Raw genomic sequence first — 18,714 nt, 5'->3', positions numbered from 1 at the left:
CTGTCGCATCGGCAGGCCCCATTTTCATCGGAGAGGCTTATGGCCGGCGCCGCTTCAGACCTTTCCCGACAGCTTGCGCGCAACGCGGAAGCCGTCTGCCGCCACTATCTCGCGGCCGGTCATCGCGAAGGGCGCTACTGGATTGCAGGCGACATCCAGGGCTCCAAGGGGCGCAGCCTCTATGTCCGTCTGAAGGGCGGCGAACATGGCAAGGGCGCCGCCGGCAAATGGACCGACGCCGCCACCGGCGAGCATGGCGATCTGCTCGACCTGATCGGATCGCACTGCGGACACAGCCTGTTGGCCGACACCCTCGACGAGGCGCGCCGATTCCTGGCTCTCCCGCGCGAGGTTCCGGACTTTGACCCCGACGAGCCTGCCGCTCCGCGTGGATCGCGCAAAGCTGCGCAGCGCCTGTTCGCCGCATTACGTCCGATCTCTGGCACCCTTGCTGAACGCTATCTTCGGGCACGGGGAATTACCGGCCTTCGCACCGAACGCTGGCTCCGCTTCCATCCTCGCTGCTGGTATCGCCCGTCCGACGGCGACCCTCCCGGCACAGCGAACGCCTTTCCCGCATTGATTGCCGCCGTGACCGACGATGATGGCATGATCACCGGCTGCCATCGCACTTGGCTGTCCCCCGACGGTTCCGGCAAAGCGCCAACCGCCACGCCGCGACGGGCGATGGGCGACCTTCTCGGCATGGGCGTGCGCTTCGGTCGAGCAACCACCGTCATGATCGCCGGCGAAGGACTCGAGACGGTCTTGTCGGTACGCACGACCGCGCCCGCACTCCCGGCAATCGCCACACTGTCCTCCGCACATCTTGCCGCGATCCGCTTCCCTCCAACGCTCCAACGGCTCTATGTCGCCCGCGATCGTGATCCCGCAGGAGCCCATGCGCTCGGCAAACTTCGGGATCGCGCGGCCAATGCCGGCATCGAGATGCTCGATCTCGAGCCGCAGGCGGACGACTTCAACACCGACCTGCAGCATATGGGAATCGATCGCTTTCGCGAGTTCCTCCGAACGCTCCTTCGCGTCGACGATCTCGATCGCATGACTCTGCTTCGTTGAGCGGCACGCCAATATCGTGATCGGACCTCGCGTTGATGTCCCGCGTCCCGGCCTTCTGAGAGGGCGACGGATCGACAGCCGCCCGGTCCGCACAACGGCTCCGCTGCGGCTATTTTCCGCCGCGCGTCCGCTTCGCTTCCGCGCTTTGCATCGCGATCCAAAATAGCCGCGCTACGCCGTCCTCCGCTCGCGCTTCGGCCCCGCCGGCGCTGGCGCGCCGGATCGCTTCCGCTCGGGGTGCGCGCACCGAGCGGCCGCCGCCAGTCGTCGCCACGAAGGCCGCGACGGACGCGGTCACGCGAGGACAAGACGATGACCGATCACGACGAACCCGAGCACGAGCAGTCGCACATCGCCCACTTGCTCGACGAACTGGAGCTTTACGGCCGACGGCCCTTTGAAGACGAAGCCGACCCTCGACCGCTTCCCGAAGCCCGACTGGTCGCAGGCGCTGCCGCCGACACCTTCGATGCGATGGTCGCAGCACTCTCCGACACCAGGCTCGAGCCAGACCTCGAGGATTTGCTCTGGGGCATCACCAACGTCTTCCACCGTGCGGGCGAACGGCTCGAACGCGAGCTCGACGACAATGAGCAGGAGCAACGCCGGCTGCAACGCGGCCTGGATGGGTCCGAAGTTCGATCTGTAGAGCTCGAGACGGCGACCGCGATCGGCCGCACCCTGCTCGAACGACGCGATGCGATGGAAGCCTTTCGCGACTCCTTCGCCGATCAATTCCAGACCCACTGCCGCAAACCCTGGGTCACGCGCTCGGGATCACTCCTCAACCGCAAGATGCTCACTGCCAGCATGATCGACAGCCGTGATTTCATCATGGCCCGCAAACGGACCGACGCTGAGCTCCTCATGCCCGCCGGCACACGTATCGCGATCACCGGTGGCGCCGATTATCAGGATCACCGGCGCGTATGGGATGTCCTCGACCGCGTTCTCGCCAAGCACCCCGACATGGTCCTGCTCCATGGCGGCACGCCATCCGGCACCGAGCATATCGCGGCGTGCTGGGCACGGACTCGCAAGGTCACAGCGATCGTGTTCCGGCCGGACTGGGCCAAGCACGCCAAGGCGGCTCCCTTCAAGCGTAACGATGTCATGATCGAGCAGCTGCCAGCCGGGGTCATCCATTTTCCCGGCACAGGTATCAGCGCCAACCTCGCCGACAAGGCGCGCAAGGCTGGCATCCCGGTCTGGCGCTTCGGCGCCAGCTGACACTGGACGGCGCGTTGCCGGTCGGGAAGATACCACCGATGAGCGGTAGCGAATCCAACCTTGGATGGGATCATGCGGCGAGCAGGACCAGCGCGGCGGACGCGTTGGTAAAGATCGCTGCCGCGCGCCCCGCTCAGCTGGCCGCCCGCGAAACCGCGCGCCGGTCCAAACTGCCCTTCAAGGCGGCACTTTATCGTGACAGCCTTTTGTGGCGGACCGAGGAGCTTGGGCGCTCAGCGCTCGGCGCTTATGACCGAGACGACCATGTCGCCGGCATCGTGCTGACGCGCGCGACGATCGAGACGATCGCGGCGCTGAACAGCCTGCATCGGTTGGTAACCCGCTATCAGGGCGGTGGCATCGACACGCTCGACGCGACCCTCATGAGCATGTTGATGGGCTCGCGCGTCCGTGACGACCGACCAGACGCCATCAACATCCTGAACGCGGTCGACAAACTCACCAAGACGTTGCCCGCCTTTCGCGCACTTTACGATCAGCTCAGCGAATATGCGCACCCCAACGACGCCGGTACCGCATCCTCCTTCGCGATACTGAATACCGTGCCGCTCGGCGCCACTTTCGCAGCGCGTGGCGAGCAATATGAGCGGCGCGCCTGGCTGATGATCGAGTGTCTGGCGGCGTCGCTGATGCTCGTGATGCCGCTGTACGTGGAGCTGGTCGACGCGGGACCGGCCTTCGCGCGGCAATGTGATGCCGATGTGGACGGCACGTAGCGCCTAGAAGCCGCCCAACAGCTGTTTTGCGAGCGCGATGAGGTCGTCCGCCAATGCATGGAACAGCGTCAAGGCGCCGCCCCAGGTTGCCACCTTCATAGCGTTTTTGATGAATTCGTCGACCGCAAGATCGCCCTTCTTCGTGAGCCAGGTCCCGAGCGCTTTGCCCCAACCGGCGAATCTGCGCGACAGTGTGGCGAGTTCGGCCGGATCAGGGTCGGCGGCGGCGAGCTCGGTCCGCGTCTCGACAATCGCTAATCTGATCTCGGCCGTCTCCGCCTCGCCATAAGGCGGCAGGCCGATCTCCTCGGGCGGCGCGTTATGCCCGATATTGCCCGGCTGGCCGGGCAGCGAAGCGATCGCCGCCTCGAGCTGGTCGAGGCGATCAAGGATACGCTCGGTCAGCTCCGCACGGTTCGCGACTGAAACTTCGTCAGCTTCCGGTTCTGGCTCCGGATCCGGGTGCTCATAATAGTCCCCGTGCGACGTCGGAGCCCACTCGACCGTGCCGTCGCGCTCGATATGCTCGACCGCCGCCATGATCGTGGCCTCGTCAAATCGATGGGAAAACTCCCCATGGAGCACATCGCTCGCTTCGAAGGGGCCTCCCCAAGGAAACAGGAAGGTCTGCTCTTCGCTGTCCCGAGGCATTTCGACCTGAGGATCTTCGAACTGCTCGAAAAACCATGCCTCCATCGTCTCGATAGCGTCGGCTCGCTTCTGCGCTTCGCGCTCTTCCTCCTCGCGCTTTTCGTCCTCTATCGACTCCCAATAATGGCGCTCTTCGTCCTCATTGTCGCGATCGAGATTCATATCGCCAGTCTATGCGCCCCGGCCCACGCGACCAAGTCCATCGTTGACAACGGAACATAACAAGAACATATTCAGTCGCGTATCGAGGTCACTTCGTCCAGCGGCACGGCACCGCAGCGCGGCGACGGACATTTCACTTGCCATGACCTGCGATAGGCTTCACATCTTGTAAGCCGAGGCTGGCACCGAGGGGAAGGACAGGCCCGGATGGGACAAACATATTCAATGCAGAGGGTGTGAGTATGCGGCTCGCACTCAGCGACTCGGGTCCTGCACTGGCGCCCATCTCCCCACGCCGCGAGCTTGGCGCCTATGAAGCGTTGTGGCTGGAAAAGGGCGCTACCTTCAAGAGCCTCGCCGACAAGTTCGCGCTCGATTCCGAAGCGCTACCTTCCGACTTCGTGCCGGCTCAGCTCGCCGATCAATGCGCCGCTGAAGTGATGGCGGCTTTGAAGAAGGCGGGCGTGCATCAATTCGGCGTGCGCATCCACCATGCGGGTGACTATCCGGCCAAGCTTCGCGATGCGCGCCATCCGGTCGAATTGCTCTATTATCGCGGCGCGTGGGAAATCACCGAGACGCGCTGCATGGCTGTGGTGGGCAGCCGCGAAGCATCGCCCGATGGCATCCGCCGGGCTGAGCGCCTTGCGCGCGAGTTGGTCGATCGCGGCTTCACCGTCGTCTCCGGCCTAGCGAAGGGCGTCGACTCCGCTGCGCATCGCGCGGCCATCGCGCGCGGCGGTCGCACGATCTCGGTGGTGGGGACGCCGCTCGGCGCCTGCTATCCCAAGGAAAATCGCGAGCTCCAGGAGGAGATCGCCCGCGACCATCTGCTGATCTCGCAGGTGCCCGTGCTGCGCTACGCCAAGCAAGCGCCCCAGCATAACCGGCTGTTCTTCCCCGAGCGCAATGTGACGATGAGCGCGCTCACCGAAGGAACGATCATCGTTGAGGCTGGCGAGACGTCGGGTACGCTTACACAGGCTCGCGCCGCGTTGCACCAGCGCCGCAAGCTGTTCATCCTCGACTCCTGCTTCCAGCGGACCGACATCACCTGGCCGGCACGTTTCGAGGCGGAAGGCGCTGTTCGCGTCCGTACTCCCGAAGACATCTGGAGCGCTCTTGGTTGACGGCGTCCGGCTATCCCTGATCGATGAAACGAGCCGCGCGGATCACTACCATCTGACGGCCGAGGACAAATGCTATTATCTGTACGAATACACGTCACACCGCGACTATTCGTTCAGCACCACCAACAATCTGATCAGCAACCTAAAAAAGAAGCCGAGCCAGGCGGGCCAGCCCCATTATTGGTATAAAGGGCAGGCTATCGGCAATTGCGCGCGCTCGCTCGCCGCAGCGCTCAACGCCAATTGGCTCGCCAACGCGACCCTCGTGCCGGTGCCCGGCTCGAAGGCGGCAGACCATCCCGATCATGACGACCGCATCGAGCGGATCTGCCGCCTCATGCGTCAACCGTCACCCGACGTCCGCGCACTGGTGCGTCAAGGAGCGTCCACCAACGCCTCGCACGAAGTCGCGCAAGGAGACCGCGTTACCGTCGAGCAATTGCTCGACCTGTACACGATCGACGAGGCGCTCGCGCTTCCACCGCCCCAAGCGATCGGTATCGTCGATGATGTGCTGACCGCCGGGACCCATTACCGTGCCATGCACACGGTCCTGTCCGGCCGGTTCCCCGGCGTGGCTATCATCGGCCTTTTCGTCGCCCGCCGCGTCTTCCCTGACGATCCGCTTATTTTCGGAGACGTGTAGCGTGGAGCGCAGCGGCGTCGATATCCCCTCGCAGAGCGTGCATGACGGACACGCAGCCGGTCAGCTCGATCTGCAGCGCCGCCGTCTGCTAGACGAGGAGCGCGCCTTTCTTGCGCTCGCTACCGTGCGCGGCATCGGCCAGAAGACGCTGTTCGCACTCGCCGACGCCGGCCGCTCCTTCAGCGATGCGCTCGAATTTGGTCCGGAAGAGACGCAGCCCAAGGTTAGCGGTGATCGGCCAATGTCCGAACGGCATTGGTCGACCGTTCGGCAGAATGCGCTAGGTCGCGGTGACCGCCTCGCCGAACAGCTCGAAGCACTCGGCATCGCCATGCTGTTCCGGCACTCGCCTGGCTTCCCTAACGCGCTCCTCGAGCTCGAGCGGCCGCCGCACTGGCTCTTTGTCCAGGGTTCGGTCGAGCTTCTCGCCGAGCCTTCCATTGCTATCGTTGGCACCCGCAAGCCGAGTCCGGATGGCTACTTCCTGTCTCGCTATGTCGGCGCCTGCCTCGGCGAATGGGGCGCGCCCACCGTGAGCGGCCTGGCCGCCGGGATCGACCAGCTGGCGCATGAGCATTCGCTGCACGCCGGCGTGCCCACGATCGCGGTCCTAGGCACCGGTATGCTCGAAGACTATCCCAAGGGATCGGGCCGGCTGCGCGACCATATCCTTGCGACCGGCGGCAGCATCGTCAGCGAATATCTGCCCAATGCCTCCTACAGCGCCGAAAACTTCGTTCAGCGCAACCGGCTGCAGGCAGCGCTCGGCCGGATACTGCTCCCCGCCGAATGGCAGCGCCGCAGTGGAACCGCTCATACGGTCCGCTTCGCGACCGCGCTCGGCCGTCCGATCGCTTGTCTCCGCCTGCCGGAATGGCCAGCCGACCGGCTAATTCTCGAATCCGGACTGGGTCTGCCATCGGGCGAGATTTTCACGGTACCGCACGAGCAAGGTCGCTTCGACGCATTCGTCCGCGCTGCGATCGGTCGGCCCTCGCTTGCGCAGATGGGCCAGCTTTCGCTCTTCGGAGACAGCTAGACATGCTGAAGGGGGCAATCTTTTCATTGCACGACGTGCTCGTGAAGCAGGGCACGATCGATGGCGCGCTGTTCGAAGAGACGCTGCGCTTGCTGCGGTATCTGAAAGCGCGGGGTGTCGAACCGGTCTTCATCAGCAATCACGACTGGACCGTGACGACGCCTGACAAGGCACAGCCGTTTCGGACGTTGCTCGAAGAGCGGCTCGGTCCCGTCAGCTACTATATCGGTGGCCGCGACGGAATGCCGTACAAGCCGCGCGCCGATGCCACCGGCCATATCCTTGCGCAAAAGAGCTGGCAGAAGAACGAAGTCCTCTACGTCGGCAGCACGACCGACGATATGAAAACCGCTGCCAATGGGGGCCTGCTCTTCCTCAACGCCATGTGGCACGGCGTCGCGAGCCCTTATGGCTTCCAGTTCGAGTCTCCCCGCGACGTTGCGCGTTTCGTCGATTGCCTCTGCCTCGGTCTCAACGCCTGGTTCTGGGCTCTGGAACAGGGCGATCTGCGGGTCTACGCCTTGGCGCCGTTCACGACGCTTTCGCCCAAATACGCGCAGGCCCATGCGTATTCGGAAAATGCGAAGGCGACGTCGAAACATGGTGCCGGTGACGCCAACTTCTGGGGACGCCTGCTCGCCGCCCGCATCTACGTCTCGGGCCTGGCCGACGACATCGACTATATCACCGCCTATCCGGGACATGCGCCCACCTCCAATCAGACTGTGATCGGCGAAGCATTGAATATCCTCGGCCAGTCCCTGCGTAAAAGCTATCTCCCCGACCTGATCCTGCGTCACACCAAAGCTGTGAAGTCGCAAACAGCACGTGCATCGGGGGGAAGCGTCGGCCTCGACAATCAGCTCAATACGATCCGGCTGAATCCCGCGCCGGTCCGGGGCGTCGGCGGTAAGCCGTACAAATCGCCGCCGGCACGCGGGGGCAAGCGTGTCCTCGTCGTCGACGACATCTGCACCGAGGGTAACAGCTTCGAAGCCGCCCGAGCCTATTTGAGAGCTGCCGGCGCGAAGGCGGTTTGCGTGAGCTGGCTGAAGACGATCAACACCGACTATCGGGCGGTGTCACCACCCTTCGGCCCGTTCGGGCCCTATGTCGCCAACACCCTCCCCACCACGATCGCCACAGCCACGCACTGGTATTCGAGCGCGATCAGTTCGCATGCCGCACCGACCGACCTTGCCGAGGTCTATCAGCGCTATTTCAGTTGGGACTGGCCCGCCGGCATCTGACTAGCCGCAAGGCCAAGGGACCAGGTCATAGCGCTAGGCCCAAGCTGTTCCACGCTCCGCACCGCGGCGCCACTCCCCGCTCTTTGAGGCGCTAGTCCTTCCCGGACCCGCGACCTTGTTCGATCAACCCGCAGGGGGTCCGCTATGCTCTGCATGCGGCCGCTGTTCGGGCTGTGCCCTCACGGACGCGGTGATCGCGGTCGCGCGCCCGGATGCGTCGGCGCCTGTCGAGCGGGGAGTGGCCCCGCTCAGAACGACAGGAGTCGGACATGAGCCTCGAAACCGCACAGCGCTACGCCTGGAACCTCGCTTGCACCCTCAAGGTCATCATCATCCTGATCGAGACCGATGAAGGTTACAACGCGATGCCGACCGATGACTATGACGGCGACCTCGAGCGCGTGGTCCGCGAATATGATGTCCACGCAAGCTGATCCGCCCACTCGGCCCGACCGGGCGACCCCGCCAGCGGTTTTGCTGGCGGGCCATTTCTGCTATGATCCCGACGCGCTGTGGTGGCAGGTGGAAGCGCGTCAAACCCCTTGCCATAAGGATGCGACGCCATGCCGGTCATGCTCCCCTTGACCCTGCTCGGGGTCGGTTATCTGATCTACCAGATCTTCGCCGGTGCGACACTGGCGCTGCCAATTGCCCTCGGCGTCGCCGCCGGGTTCGGCGCTAGCCGTCTCGGCTGTTCGCCCTTGCTGGCCGTCGGCATCGGCGTGCTCGTATGCTTGGTCGTCATCGGGACGAGCCGGTTCGCGGCGCTGAAGCTCGCCAGCCCCTATGCGAGGGCCGCGCTCGCGGCGCTCTTCGCAATGCCAGCGGCACTTGCCAGATATTCCGTCGCACATGCGCTGGGATGGTTTGCGGGCAGCACCGGCATCATCGCCGGGCTGATCGGCGCCGGCCTTTGCGCCGTGATCGCCGCCCACCGCCTGTTGCGCCCCGCAATCTGATCTTCCCGCCAAGGCTCCAAATTCGCCCCGCCAGGTCGATCCGGGCGGGGTTTTTCGCGTCCGAGCATCGCCAACGGCCGGAAGGAGGCGGGGCGATCTGTTCTGTCTGTCCGCCCGTCGCCGCCGTTTGGCGTTGGGAGCGGATGCGCTGGAGGAAGTCCAAGCCCGACGACGCGCCCACCTCGTCTGGTCTCTTGGTTTGACGGCTGATTCGCGGGGTCCCATCCGATCGCAGGAGGAGGCGTTCGCCGCCGCGATGCCGGTACCACGGGCGTCACCCCTATCTGCACGCGTTCATATCCGGGACCACGATCGCGATGTCGGGCTTCTGGAATGGCACCGATACGGGCGCCACCTCTCGTGTCGGCGGATCCAGGCCAGTGCCCAAACGGTCTCTCTGAAATGGCTTGATGACCGGGACCGGCTTCGCCTCTGCCGCTCATGGCCGCAACGGCTTTGGGTCACTTTTTTCCCCTGCCGGCTGCGCCGGCATTCCTCGCGGGATCAAAAAAGCGCTCCGCCGCCGTCTTCCGCTGACGCTTCAGGCCTACGACTGCGGCCGCGGCAGCCCCGGTCATGTCCCAAGCCATCGAGACCGTGATGGGCACGGGCCTCGTGGATCAAGACTGGAGATTTGAAATGGCTACCATCGGCACCTTCAAGAAGACCGCCAACAACGAGTTCGTCGGCGACATCGTCACTCTCAGCGTCCAGGCCAAGGGCGTCCGCATCGTTCCCGACAGCAACCGCGCCAACGACAATGCGCCCTCACACCGGGTAATGGTCGGCCGGGCCGAGATCGGTGCCGCCTGGACCAAGCAGTCCAACGAGGGCCGCGATTATCTGGGCCTCAAGCTCGACGATCCGAGCTTCACCGCTCCGATCTACGCCAACCTCTTCGACGACGAGGACGGCGAGACCTTCAACCTGATCTGGTCGCGCCCCAGCCGCCGCAACGGCGACTGATCCGACCAATCAAACGCCCCGCCCGGATCGACCGGGCGGGGCTTTCATTTGATCCATTTTGAACATAGTTATTAACCACTTGCGATAAGTTGCGACTTATTCGCAGATAAGCTGGCGCGTCGTTGCGCAGTGCAGCATTCGCAACTTAGGTTATTCCCGCAGGGGGCATCGAGGAGTTTCACGATGCCAGGATATAACCGCTTACGCTTACCCGCTGAATATCAGGCTCTGACCGCATTGGACGCGCGCGGCTTCGCTTGGGAATGGCTGCGTCGCAATCCGGACTTCCGCGATATCTGGCGCTCCGGCAACCCGTCAGCGCCGCGCGCGCGCACGGGTACCCAAGCGGTGATGCGCCGGTCCGCGCGCAGGATTCTGAATATTTCAAAGCATCCCTTGGCAGGGAGGTGGTCCCATTGGGGCCTCACCTTTCGCGTCCGATCCCGACACGCCGGCAGTCGACGCGCCGCCGATCGCCTGGAGTCCGGAAGTTGATACGTCCGTTCTGACGATCGTGCGGCCGGTGCCATGGGCAACGGCGATCGGCGATCTCCGTTTCTTTTTCGAACGCTGGGGCGAGCGCGTGATCCGGATCGGCTCGCCGGGAGGGACGCACCTGCTGATCCGCCGCCGAGGATCGCCCGAATTGCAGCTCTGGCTTCCCTCGGGCCTCGCGCCCGCGACGGGCGGCAGCTTCGGCATCTATCTCCACCCCGACACGAGACACGCGACCCGCATCCAGGCCGCGGCGACCTTCCGCCGTTCAATCGGCCATGGTGTTCCCGTCCGCGCCGCACCTTTCGCGCAGGCGCACCGCCACGCGGCGATGCTCTATGTCCATGACCTGGCGCAGGACGGTGCGAGCTTGCGCGACATCGGCGGGCTGGTCCTTGATCAGCCGCCAGGAGACTGGCGATCGAGCTCGGAACGCTCCGATCTGCGGCGCCTTGCCGATGCCGCGGCCCAGATGATCGCTGGTGGCTATCGTCTGCTGCTTGGATCACGTCCACCGTCCTAGCAGCCGCTGGTGGTCTGATGTGGTCGGAATTCATGCCCCCTCGTTCCGGCCACCACGGGCCTTCTTTCGTCGCCGATGATGACCGGGTTCGCGAGGCGCTTGGCACGCGCCTCGCTTCTCGCCCCACAGGAGCCCGGTCATGCCCGACATCATCAAGGACACACGCTATCTGCGTACCAAGGAGGCCGCCCATTATGTTGGCCTGTCGGCGCGCACGCTCGAAAAACACCGGACCTACGGCACCGGCCCCGCTTACCGGAAAATCGGCGGGCGCGTCGTTTACAAGCTCGAGGAATTACGCGCCTGGGCCGATCGCGGCGCGTGCGCATCGACGTCGGACCCGAACAACGGTTCTGTCCTCCCGGCCGTGCGCCGCCCCGACCAGACGCCGGAGCACGGGTGATGGCCAACGCTCCGCACCTTTCGCCGCAACCGAGCGCGCCTGATCGCCAGTTGCGACACTTCTCCAACCGGCTCCGCCTGATCGCCACCGGTACGGCCGCGCTTGCCGGCCTGCTTCTGCCGACGATCCACCATCCGCCTGTGCGTCTCATCTGGAACGCGTCGGCGAGCGTGCCGCTCGGCCTCTATCGCATTGACCCGGCACCCGCATTGCGCGTCGGCGACATGGTCGCGGTGCGCCCGTCGCCCACGCTCGCGCGCTTCCTGGCGGGGCGCCGCTATGTCGAGGCGAATGTCCCGTTGCTGAAGCCCATCGCGGCGACGGGCGGCGCGACCATCTGCCGTCTTGGCCTGCGCGTGACCGTCAACGGGTGGACGACTACCTCCGCGCTGCCGCGCGATCGCGCCGGCCGTCCCCTGCCATCGTGGTCGGGCTGCCGTCGACTGAAGCCCGACCAGCTGTTCCTGATCGCGCCAGTACACCGGGACTCGTTCGACAGCCGCTACTTTGGTCCGGTCGACCGGCACCAGGTACTCGGTATCGCGACCCCGATCTGGACCTGGTCATGAGCGCGCGATTCAGGAACGCCGGCTGCGCGGTCGCGCTGTTCGCGGCGACATGCCCGGTCGTCGCGCAGCCGGCGGCATCGTCAGCCACCAATGGTTGCGCGCTCCATGCGCCCGAAGCCGCCAACCGATCAGGCTTGCCGATCGATGTCGTGCTGCGCGTCATGATGGCGGAATCGGGCGGCAATCCCCGGATCGTATCGCCGAAAGGGGCGATGGGCTGCATGCAGATCATGCCCGCGACCTGGGCCTATCTCACCGCGCGCTACCGTCTCGGACCCGATCCGTTCGATGCGCGCATGAACATGATCGGCGGTGCCATGTATCTCGCTGAGCTCACAAACCGCTACGGCGCTGCCGGTGCGATCGCGGCGTACAATGCCGGCCCGGGACGTTACGAGCGCTACGTTGCGGGCTCCGCCCCGTTGCCGGCAGAAACGATCGCCTACGCCGCGCGCATCGCATCGCCCGTCACGCGCGGACCTGCGCCAATCGCCCCGCCGCGATGGCAGGAGGCCGAGCTGTTCCTGGCACGCGCCGTCACGTCCGATCCAACCGGAAGTTCGCCCCGGATCGATCCCGTTGCCGAGCGCGCGGCCAGCGATCGGATGTTTCCGCTCGCACGGCTGCGCAACGCTGAAGACAAGTCGGCTGCTGCACGATGACGCCGGCCAGGCTATCTGCTGCGCCCATGACAAAATGGACTCTCGACACCTTGCGCGCGCTCGACCTCAAATATGCGAAAGAGGGCGTGCATATGCACCAGCGGCCGTTCCGGGCGGCCACTGAAATCCTCGGTTCTGCCTTCTCAATGGGCGTCGGCGGGAACCCTGAAGTGCAGAAGATAATGAGCGCGTATCGCGCCATGATGCCGGAGGTGGACGATTCCTGGCCCGGCGTGGGCATCGGCCTGGCAGCCGTCGTCGATCAGGTCCGCAAGGTTACGGTGCCGGTCGTGTTCGGACAGCAGACGCTCGAACCATGGAGCGTGTCGGGCTTTCCGAGCAAAGAGGCATGGTGGTCGTGGTGCCGTGAGGACGAGCGGATGGCCGCCGGGACGGCGTTCGCTTTCGCCGATCTGCTCGATCTGACCTACGGGCTTGACGATATTCGTGGCGGCAATGGTGCCGATCTCGAATTATGGAAGATGGCGACCTCCAATCTGGCGGATGCCGCCAACAACCTTCCCACGACCTTCAGCGTCGATTCGGTTCTGCAGCCGATCTGCCTCGTCGCCGAGCTGTCGATAAAAGCCGCGCTGGTGCGGAATGGCGCCGGCCCGAACAGCTTCGGCAAGAAGGGTGCAGAGGGACACGATCTCGTGAAGCTCAGCAGCCGGCTTGCGGCGGAAACGCCTCATCGTGACGATCTTCTGATCGCTCAGATCGTGGCGCGCATGCCGCATTATGTCGGCAGTCGCTATAAGCCCGCTGGTCTCACCCGGCTCGACGTCGTGCGGCTCGCGCTCGGCGTCCAGTTCATTGCCGCTTCGACCGTGCGCCGCTTCAGCAACCGCGACTTTGCCGCACCGATGGCAACGGGCGACTGGCCGGCACCGCGCCCGCCGCTGTTCGACAGCTGAGTTCGTATCGTGCGCTCTGCGATCGCGCTCCACGCGAAGGCGGTCACCGGTCCCCAATGCGCGGACGCTCTTGAAGATTATCTTTCGTCCTCCTGCGCGCCGTCCGGCCCGCGCAATTTCGCCTGTGCGGTTTCGTCCGCCTCGGTCGCGAACGCTCGGGCACCGCGTCGCCGGTACAGCAGCTTCGATTGCGCCCCGTCATCGCCCTGGAGGCGGATCGCGAGATCAAGGAAGGCGCCGTACAGCAATGCCCGGTCATCGTCCGTGAGGCCGACGAGACCAGCTTTCTGCACGAGGCCGCCGAGCTCGATGAGATGTTTGGTGCGTTCGCGCCTGGCCATCACCCATGCTCGCGTGTCGATCCTTGCCCGCGCCGCATCAAGCCGGTTCCGTGCCTGCTTCAGCCGCCTTGCCGCTTGCGCTATTGCCACCAGCGCGGCGCGAGGATCGCCGGCTCGTGTCGCGAAAGAATTGCGCTCCCCGCGCGCTCCACTTCGTCATGACCGCCTTGTCCGTCTCCGCCACTACCGCCAGCAGGGCGCCGGCAAGCAAATCGGGCTCGAGCACATCAGCGCCGGTCGCTTCGATCAGTTCGCCGAATTGTTGGATCTTGCGTTGTTTGAGCAGCTTCGCCCGATCATTGAGCGCCTTCAGCTCGGCGTCGAAATCCCGTACCTTTCGCATCGTCACATCTCCATTTGTCGTGTCGATGCGGCCTAGCTGGGTCTGACCAGCCCCTATTCAACGGATCAAATCTCTCCGGAGCGCTCTAGCGTAGGAGAGCGCGCTTATACGTCGTACCGACGTCGCGGGTTCAGGCGTAAATGGGTTGCCGCGATGGCGATCTATCACTTCTCGGCCAAGATCATGGGACGCGGCACGGGCCGCAGCGCGGTGGCGTCCGCTGCCTATCGCTCGGCATCGCGCCTCCATGACGAGCGGCTCGGCCGACATCACGACTTCACCAACAAGGCTGGCGTCGTCCATTCCGAGGTGATGTTGCCCGAAGGCGCGCCCGAGCGCCTCCGCGACCGTGAAACGCTGTGGAATGAGGTCGAGGCGACCGAAAAGCGCAAGGACGCACAGTTCGCCCGCGAAGTGGAATTCGCGATCCCACGCGAGATGACGCGGGACCAAGGTGTTGCGCTGGCCCGAGAATTCGTCGCCCGAGAATTCGTCGGGCGCGGCATGGTCGCCGATCTCAACGTCCATTGGGACATCGGCCCTGATGGCGAGGCCAAGCCGCACGCGCATGTCATGCTGACCATGCGCGAGGTCGGCCCGGACGGGTTCGGGCCGAAGGTGCGCGAGTGGAACGCCACGGCGTTGCTGCAGAGCTGGCGCGAGAATTGGGCGCGCCACGTCAACGATCGCCTGTCGCAGCTCGGGATCGAAGTGCGGATCGATCACCGTAGCTATGACGCGCAGGGCATCGAGCTAGAGCCGCAGCACAAGATCGGTGCCGCGGGCGCTCGCCGCGAAGCGAAAGGCGAGGACGCCGAACGCGCCCAGGACCATCGCGCAATTGCACGCGACAATGGTGCGGCAATCATCGCCGATCCGCGCGTCGGACTCGAAACGCTGACGCGGCAGCAAGCGACGTTCACCGTGCGCGACCTGGCGATGTTCGCGCATCGCCATTCCGACGGACAGGAACAGTTCGATCGCGTGCTCGACGCCATGCGCCATCATGAAACGGTGCTCGCGCTTGGACACGACGGTCATGGCGCGGAGCGCTTCACCACCACCAGCATGTTGAGTGCGGAACAGGTGCTGGTGCGCGACGCCGAGCATCTCGCGCAGATGCGAGGTCATAGTGTATCGCGCGCGGATCTCGGCCGCGCCGTTGACGCCGCCGAGGCGCGCGGCATGCAACTCGGTGCCGAACAGCGCGCCGCGCTCGATCATGTGTTGCGTAAGCCCGGTCTCGCTCTCGTCGTGGGCTACGCTGGTGCCGGCAAGTCAGCGATGTTGGGCGTCGCGCGCGAAGCGTGGGAAGCGACCGGCTACACCGTGCGCGGCGCGGCGCTGTCGGGCATCGCCGCCGAAAATCTCGAAGGCGGATCGGGCATCGCGTCGCGCACCATCGCCAGCCTCGAACATGGCTGGGCGCGCGACCGCGATCGGCTCACGCCACGCGATGTGCTGGTGGTCGACGAGGCAGGGATGATCGGCACGCGGCAGCTTCAGCGCGTGCTCGCAGAGGCCGCGGGCGCTGGCGCCAAAGTCGTCATGGTCGGCGATGCGCAGCAATTGCAGGCGATCGAAGCGGGCGCGGCATTTCGTCTGCTCGCCGAGCGCCATGGCGCCGCCGAGATCGGGGAGGTGCGTCGGCAGACTGCCGAATGGATGCGCGAGGCGACCCGGAATTTCGCGACTGGTCGAACCGGCGAGGCGCTGGCGGCCTACAACCAGGCGGGCATGGTCCATGCCGCCGATACGCGCGACGTCGCCCGCGCGGCGCTCATCGATCGCTGGGATGCGGAGCGCCGCGATGCGCCCGCCGCCTCGCGCATCATTCTCACCCATACCAACCAGGAGGTTCAGATGCTCAATCGTGCGGCGCGCGACCGGCTCCATGCGCAGGGCGAACTCGGGACAGACTTGGCGATCCGCACCGAGCGCGGACTACGGGAGTTTGCCGACAATGACCGAATCCTCTTCCTCAAGAACGAGCGCGACCTCGGTGTGAAGAACGGCACGCTCGGCACCATTGAGAAGGCCGCGCCGGACAATCTCTCGGTACGGCTCGACGACGGCCGCCGGATCAGTGTCGATCTCAAGACCTACGCACATGTCGATCATGGCTATGCTGCTACCGTTCACAAAACGCAGGGGATGACCATCGACCGCACCCATGTGCTGGCGACGCCCGGCCTGGATGGGCATTCTTCTTACGTTGCGCTCAGCCGCCATCGGACAAGCACCGTGCTTCACTATGGGCGGGACGATTTCGCCGATGAGGCGGCGCTCCGCAGAACGCTGGCGCGTGAACGGCCGAAGGATATGGCGCTTGATTACGATCGAGCGGCTCCACCGTCGCCGACCCGTCCGCAACCCACGGCCGTTGCGCGGGCGCCAGCCGATCCGGGACCGACAGCGCCGCGCGAACAGCCCCGCCGACTGGCAGCTCTCGTTTCCCGCGTGTTCGGTCGAGCCGAGGAGCACACTCCCGCACAGGCACCGACGCGCGACACGTCCGTCGCGGTGGGCTCCCAGGAAGCCGGCGGCGGCCGGCATCCCGGGAGGGACCAGGTCGACGCACGCGCCCAAGCCGCGTCCCGGGCCAAGACCGCTGAGTCAGGACGCAGCGCCGATCCTGCGAACAGCGACCAGGCGAAGGCGCTCCGCGCGATGATGGCGGCACGCAATGCAGCGCCCCGCCAGACGCCGGAAGCGATGCGCGAAGCGCTGGCAGCCGCGAAGAAGGCGCCCGTCGCCTCGCGCGATAAGGATTACGGGGCGGAGCGATGAACACGCCCGGTAGCAGCGGCGGCGGTCGCGGCGGCGGTTCCGAACCGGTCGTCCAGCAGATCGCCTTCCTCTCTGCCATCGCTGCGGTCGCCATGTGCTGGCCGCTCGTGCGGCTGCTCATTCCACTCGACGGTCGCTTCGCGTTCGCCGATCTCGTGCGCGAGCATTGGGCGCATCGTCACGCTTTAGAACCCTGGCTGGAACAACGCTGGGCCTGGCTCGCACTCCATGGCTATCATCTGTGGTTCGCGCTCGCCGCATTCCCGGGCACGGTCGCGGCGGCCATCGTCCAATGCGTCGATCGCCGGACTTTCTGGCCGCTCGTTTATGCTCCGTTCGGTTGGCTCGGCGGCAGCGCGCTTGGGTTTTCGCTCTACACCAGTTTTCGAGCCGACAGCTGGCCGCTTGCAGTGGTGATGCCCGCGGCTTTCGGTTTCTTGGGCGGCGCGATCGCAGCCCGTCTTGCCGCCAGCCCGCGCAAGGTTACCCATCTGCGCGGCACCCGCCTGGGCGTCTTCACCGGACAGCGTGGCGGTCGACTCAAGGCCCGCCTGACGGGCGGGGTCACCTTGGCGGGGGTTCCGCTGTCGCGGGAGGACGAAACCATGCATGTCGCGGCGATCGGCGCGACCGGCTCCGGCAAGTCGACGGCGTTGCGTGCCCTGATGGCGGATGCGATCCGACGCGGCGATCGTCAGGTCGTGGCCGATCCGGACGGCGCCGCGATGAGTGCCTTCTTCGAAGCCGGCGACGTCATACTCAACCCCTTCGATCGTCGCTGCGCGCGTTGGGACCTGCTCGCCGAGATCGAGCGCCCGGGAGACTATGCGTTTCTCGCTCAGTCCGTGCTGCCGCACCTCGGTATCGGCGAGCACGATCAATGGATCACCTATGCTCAGCAATTGCTCGCGGCAGCACTGGAGAATTTTGGACGGCTTGGGCTCGGCACGACCAGCGACCTCATCACCATGCTAGCGTCAGGGTCCGTCGCTGAGCTCAAGCTCCTGTGCCAAGGCACAGCCGCGGCGCGCTATTTCGAGCCAGGTGGCGAGAAGATGCTCGCCAGCATCCTCGGCACATTGGCGCCGGCGATTGGGAACCTGCGCTTCATCATCGCACTCGATGGCGAACCCTTCTCGATCAGGCAATGGGTCCGATCCGGCGCGGGGTCGCTCTGGCTCCCCTATACGGCCAATCAGGTCGCGGCACTGCGCGGGCTCATTTCGTGCTGGATGAATATCGCCATCCTTGAAACCTTATCGTTGCCGCCCGATCGGGATCGCCGAATCTGGTTCCACATCGACGAACTGGATGCGCTCGGTCGGATCGAAGGCCTGAAGGACGCTCAGGCACGTCTCCGAAAATTCGGCGGCTGTGTCGCGATCGGCTTTCAGTCATCTGCGCAAGTCAAGGCGGTCTATGGTGAGGGGGCGCACACAATTATCGAGAATTGCGGAAACCTGCTGCTTCTCCGCTCCGGCCTCAGCGAGGGCGGCGGCACGGCCGAACTTGCCTCCGACCTGATCGGCAGCCGCGAAGTGGAGCGCGACGATATCAGCCGATCGAGGACCCGCGGCCGGTACGCTTCTCGCTCGATGTCGATGCAGAGCAAGCGAACGGTCGAGGAAGTGACACTCGCCAGCGAGATTATGCAACTTTCGAACCGTGAGGGCTTCTTGAAGCGCGCGACTGGCGCGGAATGGAGACGGGTGCGATTTCCTTATGTTAGGCTCAGGACTCATTGCGGCAGCCAGAAGATGACGGTTGCGGCGATGCAGATAGCTGACATGAACGTGTGGGCGCAGCGATCGTAGCGGGTGT

The 18,714-nt window shown here is 65.0% G+C and carries 20 protein-coding genes and 2 pseudogenes; 18 read left to right on the top strand and 4 right to left on the bottom strand.

From position 1 onward, the window contains the following. Positions 1 to 39 precede the first annotated feature (39 nt). The 3 genes from EV664_RS07610 (at position 40) to EV664_RS07600 (ending at position 3,047) form a co-directional block, all read left to right on the top strand. Positions 40 to 1,080, top strand: a complete 1,041-nt coding sequence (locus EV664_RS07610; protein WP_133495102.1) for a DUF7146 domain-containing protein — start codon at positions 40 to 42, stop codon at positions 1,078 to 1,080. Positions 1,081 to 1,392: 312 nt separating this feature from the next. Beyond that, positions 1,393 to 2,310 (top strand): DUF2493 domain-containing protein, encoded by a 918-nt coding sequence (locus tag EV664_RS07605; protein WP_133495101.1) that lies wholly within the window; start codon positions 1,393 to 1,395, stop codon positions 2,308 to 2,310. Positions 2,311 to 2,348: 38 nt separating this feature from the next. After that, complete coding sequence (locus EV664_RS07600; protein WP_133495100.1) at positions 2,349 to 3,047, top strand: hypothetical protein; 699 nt, start codon at positions 2,349 to 2,351, stop codon at positions 3,045 to 3,047. Between the two features lie 3 nt (positions 3,048 to 3,050). On the opposite strand, the gene EV664_RS07595 is transcribed toward EV664_RS07600, so the two are convergent. Further along, positions 3,051 to 3,860, bottom strand: coding sequence for a hypothetical protein (locus tag EV664_RS07595; RefSeq protein ID WP_133495099.1), 810 nt, complete (start codon positions 3,858 to 3,860; stop codon positions 3,051 to 3,053). A 242-nt stretch (positions 3,861 to 4,102) separates the two neighbouring features. Here EV664_RS07595 and EV664_RS07590 point away from each other — a divergent pair, with 242 nt between their 5' ends. The 13 genes from EV664_RS07590 (at position 4,103) to EV664_RS07535 (ending at position 13,419) form a co-directional block, all read left to right on the top strand. Continuing rightward, the gene (locus tag EV664_RS07590) at positions 4,103 to 4,990 is read left to right on the top strand and encodes a DNA-processing protein DprA (protein ID WP_133495098.1); all 888 of its coding nucleotides are present in this window, start codon (positions 4,103 to 4,105) and stop codon (positions 4,988 to 4,990) included. Further along, a complete protein-coding gene (locus EV664_RS07585; RefSeq protein WP_133495097.1) occupies positions 4,983 to 5,636 on the top strand; it encodes a hypothetical protein in 654 nt (217 codons plus the stop codon). The genes EV664_RS07590 and EV664_RS07585 overlap by 8 nt, the downstream gene beginning before the upstream one ends. A 1-nt stretch (position 5,637) precedes the next feature. After that, positions 5,638 to 6,675, top strand: coding sequence for a DNA-processing protein DprA (locus EV664_RS07580; protein ID WP_133495096.1), 1,038 nt, complete (start codon positions 5,638 to 5,640; stop codon positions 6,673 to 6,675). 2 nt (positions 6,676 to 6,677) lie between these two features. Beyond that, complete coding sequence (locus tag EV664_RS07575; RefSeq protein WP_211338482.1) at positions 6,678 to 7,925, top strand: hypothetical protein; 1,248 nt, start codon at positions 6,678 to 6,680, stop codon at positions 7,923 to 7,925. A 269-nt stretch (positions 7,926 to 8,194) separates the two neighbouring features. Beyond that, positions 8,195 to 8,359, top strand: a complete 165-nt coding sequence (locus EV664_RS19180) for a hypothetical protein (RefSeq protein WP_162848800.1) — start codon at positions 8,195 to 8,197, stop codon at positions 8,357 to 8,359. Positions 8,360 to 8,488: 129 nt separating this feature from the next. Then, positions 8,489 to 8,884, top strand: coding sequence for a hypothetical protein (locus EV664_RS07570; protein WP_133495095.1), 396 nt, complete (start codon positions 8,489 to 8,491; stop codon positions 8,882 to 8,884). A 639-nt stretch (positions 8,885 to 9,523) separates the two neighbouring features. After that, positions 9,524 to 9,850 carry a DUF736 domain-containing protein gene (locus EV664_RS07565; RefSeq protein ID WP_056381788.1) on the top strand — a complete coding sequence of 109 codons (327 nt, stop codon included), beginning with the start codon at positions 9,524 to 9,526 and terminating at the stop codon, positions 9,848 to 9,850. Between the two features lie 183 nt (positions 9,851 to 10,033). Then, positions 10,034 to 10,345 carry a transcriptional regulator domain-containing protein gene (locus tag EV664_RS19780; RefSeq protein ID WP_133495094.1) on the top strand — a complete coding sequence of 104 codons (312 nt, stop codon included), beginning with the start codon at positions 10,034 to 10,036 and terminating at the stop codon, positions 10,343 to 10,345. Positions 10,346 to 10,433: 88 nt separating this feature from the next. Then, positions 10,434 to 10,868 carry a DNA -binding domain-containing protein gene (locus EV664_RS07555; RefSeq protein ID WP_162848799.1) on the top strand — a complete coding sequence of 145 codons (435 nt, stop codon included), beginning with the start codon at positions 10,434 to 10,436 and terminating at the stop codon, positions 10,866 to 10,868. A 139-nt stretch (positions 10,869 to 11,007) separates the two neighbouring features. Next, a complete protein-coding gene (locus EV664_RS07550; protein ID WP_133495092.1) occupies positions 11,008 to 11,271 on the top strand; it encodes a helix-turn-helix transcriptional regulator in 264 nt (87 codons plus the stop codon). Beyond that, positions 11,271 to 11,840 carry a S26 family signal peptidase gene (locus tag EV664_RS07545; RefSeq protein ID WP_229668167.1) on the top strand — a complete coding sequence of 190 codons (570 nt, stop codon included), beginning with the start codon at positions 11,271 to 11,273 and terminating at the stop codon, positions 11,838 to 11,840. The genes EV664_RS07550 and EV664_RS07545 overlap by 1 nt, the downstream gene beginning before the upstream one ends. Continuing rightward, entirely contained in the window at positions 11,837 to 12,502 is a 666-nt protein-coding gene (locus tag EV664_RS07540) for a lytic transglycosylase domain-containing protein (protein WP_133495091.1), read from the top strand. Before EV664_RS07545 ends, EV664_RS07540 begins: the two co-directional genes overlap by 4 nt. Positions 12,503 to 12,528: 26 nt before the next feature. Next, positions 12,529 to 13,419: a HEPN domain-containing protein gene (locus EV664_RS07535; RefSeq protein ID WP_133495090.1), complete on the top strand. Its 891-nt coding sequence runs from the start codon at positions 12,529 to 12,531 to the stop codon at positions 13,417 to 13,419. A 77-nt stretch (positions 13,420 to 13,496) separates the two neighbouring features. Here EV664_RS07535 and EV664_RS07530 read toward each other — a convergent pair whose 3' ends face one another. Both EV664_RS07530 and EV664_RS07525 read right to left on the bottom strand, forming a co-directional pair. Further along, positions 13,497 to 13,760, bottom strand: coding sequence for a conjugal transfer protein TraD (locus EV664_RS07530; RefSeq protein ID WP_133495089.1), 264 nt, complete (start codon positions 13,758 to 13,760; stop codon positions 13,497 to 13,499). Positions 13,761 to 13,797: 37 nt separating this feature from the next. Beyond that, complete coding sequence (locus tag EV664_RS07525) at positions 13,798 to 14,103, bottom strand: conjugal transfer protein TraD (protein WP_133495088.1); 306 nt, start codon at positions 14,101 to 14,103, stop codon at positions 13,798 to 13,800. A 153-nt stretch (positions 14,104 to 14,256) separates the two neighbouring features. On the opposite strand from EV664_RS07525, the gene traA reads away from it, so the two are divergent. Next, entirely contained in the window at positions 14,257 to 16,893 is a 2,637-nt protein-coding gene (gene traA / locus EV664_RS07520) for a Ti-type conjugative transfer relaxase TraA (protein ID WP_133495087.1), read from the top strand. Then, positions 16,890 to 18,599: pseudogene (locus tag EV664_RS19525) on the top strand (type IV secretion system DNA-binding domain-containing protein); the annotation flags it as partial. The gene traA and the pseudogene EV664_RS19525, both read left to right, overlap by 4 nt. A 32-nt stretch (positions 18,600 to 18,631) precedes the next feature. Here the strand turns inward: EV664_RS19525 and EV664_RS19520 are convergent. Continuing rightward, positions 18,632 to 18,714, bottom strand: a pseudogene (locus tag EV664_RS19520) (IS5/IS1182 family transposase); the annotation flags it as partial.

Source organism: Stakelama pacifica (assembly GCF_004361835.1).
GTDB classification, from domain to species: Bacteria; Pseudomonadota; Alphaproteobacteria; order Sphingomonadales; family Sphingomonadaceae; genus Sphingomonas; species Sphingomonas pacifica.
Note: the sequence above shows the minus strand (reverse complement) of the source record. Positions and strands in the feature narration are given on the sequence as shown.

What these genes read in the sequence shown, in the direction of transcription:
- EV664_RS07575 (WP_211338482.1), top strand. Translation starts at nt 6,678, where the DNA reads ATGCTGAAGGGGGCAATCTTTTCATTGCACGACGTGCTCGTGAAGCAG.
- EV664_RS07535 (WP_133495090.1), top strand. Translation starts at nt 12,529, where the DNA reads ATGACAAAATGGACTCTCGACACCTTGCGCGCGCTCGACCTCAAATAT.
- EV664_RS07525 (WP_133495088.1), bottom strand. Translation starts at nt 14,103, where the DNA reads ATGCGAAAGGTACGGGATTTCGACGCCGAGCTGAAGGCGCTCAATGAT.
- EV664_RS07595 (WP_133495099.1), bottom strand. Translation starts at nt 3,860, where the DNA reads ATGAATCTCGATCGCGACAATGAGGACGAAGAGCGCCATTATTGGGAG.
- EV664_RS19180 (WP_162848800.1), top strand. Translation starts at nt 8,195, where the DNA reads ATGAGCCTCGAAACCGCACAGCGCTACGCCTGGAACCTCGCTTGCACC.
- traA (WP_133495087.1), top strand. Translation starts at nt 14,257, where the DNA reads ATGGCGATCTATCACTTCTCGGCCAAGATCATGGGACGCGGCACGGGC.
- EV664_RS07530 (WP_133495089.1), bottom strand. Translation starts at nt 13,760, where the DNA reads ATGGCCAGGCGCGAACGCACCAAACATCTCATCGAGCTCGGCGGCCTC.
- EV664_RS07545 (WP_229668167.1), top strand. Translation starts at nt 11,271, where the DNA reads ATGGCCAACGCTCCGCACCTTTCGCCGCAACCGAGCGCGCCTGATCGC.
- EV664_RS07565 (WP_056381788.1), top strand. Translation starts at nt 9,524, where the DNA reads ATGGCTACCATCGGCACCTTCAAGAAGACCGCCAACAACGAGTTCGTC.
- EV664_RS07550 (WP_133495092.1), top strand. Translation starts at nt 11,008, where the DNA reads ATGCCCGACATCATCAAGGACACACGCTATCTGCGTACCAAGGAGGCC.
- EV664_RS07570 (WP_133495095.1), top strand. Translation starts at nt 8,489, where the DNA reads ATGCCGGTCATGCTCCCCTTGACCCTGCTCGGGGTCGGTTATCTGATC.
- EV664_RS07605 (WP_133495101.1), top strand. Translation starts at nt 1,393, where the DNA reads ATGACCGATCACGACGAACCCGAGCACGAGCAGTCGCACATCGCCCAC.
- EV664_RS07610 (WP_133495102.1), top strand. Translation starts at nt 40, where the DNA reads ATGGCCGGCGCCGCTTCAGACCTTTCCCGACAGCTTGCGCGCAACGCG.
- EV664_RS07600 (WP_133495100.1), top strand. Translation starts at nt 2,349, where the DNA reads ATGAGCGGTAGCGAATCCAACCTTGGATGGGATCATGCGGCGAGCAGG.
- EV664_RS07540 (WP_133495091.1), top strand. Translation starts at nt 11,837, where the DNA reads ATGAGCGCGCGATTCAGGAACGCCGGCTGCGCGGTCGCGCTGTTCGCG.
- EV664_RS19780 (WP_133495094.1), top strand. Translation starts at nt 10,034, where the DNA reads ATGCCAGGATATAACCGCTTACGCTTACCCGCTGAATATCAGGCTCTG.
- EV664_RS07590 (WP_133495098.1), top strand. Translation starts at nt 4,103, where the DNA reads ATGCGGCTCGCACTCAGCGACTCGGGTCCTGCACTGGCGCCCATCTCC.